Source organism: Komagataeibacter intermedius TF2 (genome assembly GCF_000964425.1).
In the GTDB taxonomy this organism is placed as follows: Bacteria; Pseudomonadota; Alphaproteobacteria; order Acetobacterales; family Acetobacteraceae; genus Komagataeibacter; species Komagataeibacter intermedius.
Genome location: NZ_BANF01000639.1, coordinates 1 through 218, shown reverse-complemented (window position 1 = coordinate 218; position 218 = coordinate 1). Strand labels below are relative to the sequence as shown.

Sequence of the window (218 nt, the reverse complement as noted above, 5' to 3'; positions counted from 1 at the left end):
CAGATCCCGCTTATCGAGGCGGATATTGCCAGCCGTCAGCCCACGAAGGGGGATGCGTTCGTATTGCGTCGGGACAAGGGGGACGTCAGCGAGCGCGAGAAGGCCGGGTCATGGCTCCTGTCCCAGGTCCGCCTGGCCGCGAAGAACGGTGAGGCAGGGATCTGGAACCTCGGGCGCATCGGTGGGTTCGCCGTCATGTGCGAAGCTGGGCCTGGCCG

1 protein-coding gene is annotated in these 218 nt (G+C 66.5%); it reads left to right on the top strand.

The features are described 5' to 3' along the window. A partial coding sequence (locus B7449_RS18865) for a hypothetical protein (RefSeq protein WP_048884081.1) occupies nucleotides 1–218 on the top strand: 218 nt, incomplete at both ends.